General features: G+C 39.8%; 1 protein-coding gene. It reads left to right on the top strand.

The features are described from left to right. Positions 1–4,358 precede the first annotated feature (4,358 nt). Positions 4,359–4,590 (top strand): metal ABC transporter permease (locus OC680_RS02115; protein WP_320411970.1); only part of this gene is annotated, 232 nt, incomplete at its 3' end.

Here is a 4,590-nt window from a genome sequence, read left to right as displayed (position 1 = left end):
CTGAACTTTTACATGTTCAATTTGTGATGTGGGAATGACGTAACTAGCTAAAAGTAATGGCCCATAAAGGTCGAAAAGCGCAATAGTTCAAGCCAAATGGCCGACATAAGACGTCGTACATGACACTCTTGCACCTTCTCAAAGGTAAAGTAGACAAATAGTTTTAGGTGGATGAAGACTTGGAAGTCAAAGTCAATTTGTGTTATCGTGAATCGTGATCTTCTCTATTTAGAAACACATGTGGATGGTGCCAGATTCTTGCCGCAGATTAAAAAAGCCATTCTCTTTTCCCTGCATGACGACGTCAGTTCCAAATTCTATGACCCCAGAAATTTTATAAAAATTACTTTTATTTTTGCAAGTGTAAATTTGAAAAATTTATTAAAAGAAATACAAGTATATTTATCATTTCTTTTCTCTTCTTCCATCATCCTCTGCTTTACAAACATCATATATCAATGGACTTTATTCAGTTTATTGGTAGTGTAAAAGTTTCTTTATGTAAGAAGGTTTTATAGAATGCCACTTATGATTTTCATTCTTAGCAAGTACGTTTAATCCATCACCTTGTTTTTCCATTTTGAGAACGCATGTGTAAAGAAGACTTTTACACTAAGAGTATCCATGACATAAATCCTACTTCAACGGACTTTTACACTAAGAGTGTCCATAACATGAATCTTATTTTGACGGACTTTTATTCTATAAAAGGCAATGTAAAATTTTCTTCACAGTAGCAAGTTTTAGATAATAACACATAATCAATTTATACTTTTTTTTTTATAATCGAGTAATCTACCACAGGCCATCCGTGTCCTAACGTCAAAGGATCGGGCTTCTATATCTCGAGAGAGATTAGTATATAACCCCAACATCATAGCTCTCACTTAAGACGCTAGTAATGCGGATTTCGAACCCTCAACCTCGACAATGAAGGAGAAACTCTCAACCAATATAGTTACCCACTGTTGAGTATCAACTTATATTTTTTGCACGTAACCATATTGAAAAAGTAGATTTATATTACCACTCTGAGATATTTTTGTGCAGAAAACTTTTATGCTGCCGATGTGTCTGTCTGGACTGAAAAAGGTGTGGAATTGCAGTAGATGGGGAAAAATCATTCTCTTCACCTCTATCTTTTTCCTTCCTCGGTTGGGAGACTTTTGGCCACAAGCGAACCGCAAAGTCATGGGATTGCTGCTCTGATTCGCGCTAAGAAAGGTGTAAAATTTCATATAAAAAAATGTTGGGTCCTTATACATAAGTTGTTCACATCTTAAAATCCACCAAGTCCGTACACAGGAATCTATGTCTTTCAAATTGAAATTAATGGTTCAATCTCAAGGATGTCTTGGGCATACCAAACCAAAGGATCTAGCTTTTAACTTACGAACATATCAATAGTAAATTGAATCATATATTCTTTAAATTATTTAGATTCTGTACAAATATGGAGATACTTAATTGAGTCCATGACAGAAGATCAACCCTGCAAGTAATGCGTAAGAATTTTTCGAAAAAAAATCCATGTTTGAATGGCAGATACCCCTGGTTAGGTTTCAGTCGATTCATCCACCAGCGATAATTTTGGGCGTGAGAGAACTTTTTACAACCCTATGGGGTTTCTGTCCAAACAAACATGAATTGCTGTCACGAAAGAAAGGACTTCTTGTCTCATAGTCCTAAAATAGACTACCACTTAGATGCTCTATCAATTCATCTTTTGCACGACGGGAAAAGAAAAATATTGCCATGTGAATGAAGCGCACCCATTAGTTTGAAAGAAATCTCAACTTTGCCGAACCTTGCCGGAAACAACAGTCTTATGCACGTATTCTGTTTCTTTCAAGTAAGGCTTTTCATGCGACATGAGATTTTGACTCTGAAGATGAGGAGATCATTGGTAGCAGATCAATTTAGATAAGATTTTTCCTAAGTTTGATTAGATTAGTTTTTTTTTTCTAATTTTGTAAGCTTTCCAATCATGTTTTGAATTGGGAACCGGACCAACCTGACCGGACCGGACCGGTCAAGTTGGTTCGGTTCTTTAGAGTTTTGGTTTAGTCCTCAGTTCCTAAAAATGGAACTGGTTGCTGGGCGGTCCGGTTCCCGGTTCCCAGTTCCCAGTTCTCAGGAGGGCGGCACTAGATTGGACCACCTGAATCACCTGAACAGCAAGCATTTCCTCTCCCTAGCGAGCCCTAATTCTGATTTTATACCGAGCAATCATGGATTTGGTCTTCAACCAAAAAAAAAAAAAATCGTGGATTTGGTCTGGGCTCATTTTTGCCCATACATGGGCTGGACTTGTTTCCTTGCAGGCCATGATGGCATGACGAGGAACCCACTTCCATACCTCTACCGCACTCTTCATAATCAAACCCATCATTAACCAATTCACAATCCTAGCTTAGTCACGATGATATCGAAGACCAAGGGTGGAAGGATGGAATCATCCGACACTATGTTGCACAAGCAGGGCAACTTTCCAGGTCGACCGGCGGTGCTTTGAAGGAGAAGAGAGCGAAGCTGTATATCATTCGAAGATGTGTGTTCATGGTGCTCTGTTGGAAGGAACATGGAGATTGAGCAGTGTCAAGGCAATGCTTTTTCACAAATGGATTGTGTGGATGGGGAAAGAGCAGTCGGAGAGATGGTGGTGGGGTTAATTGCACGTGTTAATTTTTGTTCGAATTTTTTCCGATCCTATTGGATTGCCTAGGAATCAGACAGTCGATCCGGTCCGGTGATTATCTGGTCCAGTCCCCGATCTTATATATCAAGGATCGGTCCCATTGGTCCGGTTCCTAGTTTGGGGGATCGGATCAATATGGACCATACTCCTGAGGAAGACGAAGGCTCTGTCGTGCGAGGAAGCAAGAAAACAGGAGCGAAGGCAGAGGCAGGGGAGGCAGATCCACGGAAGCCGAGCGGCAGGGGAAGGCCGAGACCTGAAGAGCTGGTCCGCGAAGCAGAAGCCGCGAAATGGATGGCAGGAGCAGCGCACCTGAAGAGCGGTGGGCCCCCTCCGCGCGGGGCGCGCGCGCGCGCGAGAGCGAGAGAGAGCGAGAGAGAGAGAGAGAGTCAAAGGTCAAAGGAGTAGGGGCTGCCGGCTGAAAACGGGGAAGGGAGAGGGGAGGAGAGAGAAAAGAGGGAAACGAATGAAATGTAAGAAAGGAGAGAGAATCGGCAGAGAGAAGAGGAGAGAGAGAAGGATGGGACGGAAAGTCAACAAAAGGGAATGTTACAGACGAATATACCAGTTTTTCGTTCCGAACATACTTTTGTGACAATGGTATTATTCATTACTCAACGCTTTTCTTGTCTAGACACGCCATCTCAAAATATTCTGTGAGAATACAAAGGTGTCTTCATTGAAACGTTCGCTCATGTCTCCCATTTCCACTTTCTCTTTGGGTTTCAATTTGATTACTCATTCTTTCAATTTTTGGGCGTGCTTGTTATTCTTTTTCTTCTAAGCTAGCATCACGTTTTGTTTTACATGTATTTCTTGGATCCGTGTTGAGTCACAAAGGCTATCGTTACCTTGATTGGTCAAGTAGTTGTGTTTTCATTAGTGCACCGCTTGACAATTTCATAGATGAGAACGACACAAGGCCGGTTTCATATGCATATCTTCATCAATTATTTTGGCACGTCCATCAAATAACTAAAATTCTAAGATGAACTCTCGAGATAGTTCATTCGTTGATCTTTAAATTAATATCTTGTCATTTCCATAGTTTTTAGTATTTCATATTGATTGGCCACTTGATTATGCGACCTTATCAATTCATAATTAAATCACATGACATGAGGTATGTGAAAAAGACAATACGAATGAACCGACGGCAAAATACCATATTAGTTATCTATACTAATAGATTAATCGATATAAAAACAACCTAGCTTCAAGGCAATATTCTGGAAATGGTCAAACCTTTAGCTTACAAGTTAAAAGAGGCCCCGAAACTCAAGCCGATCAAAATTGACTTTCTAGGAAAATAAAAAGTCTCTTTGCGCTCTACGTTTACTTCGCCGTGGAAAGGCTGAAATTAGGGGAGCAATCCAATGGCGATGCAACCAAGTGAAGAACAAGGGAACTCGAATCATGCAGAAGCACCAGCAGGTACTTGTTCAACTTCCAACCCAGAAAAGATATAGTATTGTTAGAAAAAGAACGTCACGAGCACACGACCGATAATGATTCTGTGATAGATTTTTGAAGGTGAAGACTCTTAACTCACACAACTTTGCAGGAAAAGACGAGAAGGCCACAATACTCTGTTCATACGCCTTCGTATTAGGTTTTTTTTTTTTTTTGAGCTTCACTCCTAAAAAGCAAATTACAAGACTTGCCTTTTAAACAGACTTATCGGACATTGAATTTTGAAAATAGTAAGAGTGTAGGAACTCTAAGATATATTTATAACATAGAAACTCTAAATTCTGACTCTTCAAAATCCAACATAATGTTTTTAGTTTCTATGACAGCTGTTATTTCTTTTGATGTAGTTGGTTCTATTATGGTAATTTCTTGTATGATTGGACCTGCCGCCATATCTCTTTTAGTTACCAAAAACTTAT

Source organism: Candidatus Phytoplasma melaleucae (assembly GCF_030588185.1).
GTDB classification, from domain to species: Bacteria; Bacillota_I; Bacilli_A; order Acholeplasmatales; family Acholeplasmataceae; genus Phytoplasma; species Phytoplasma melaleucae.
Note: the sequence above shows the minus strand (reverse complement) of the source record. Positions and strands in the feature narration are given on the sequence as shown.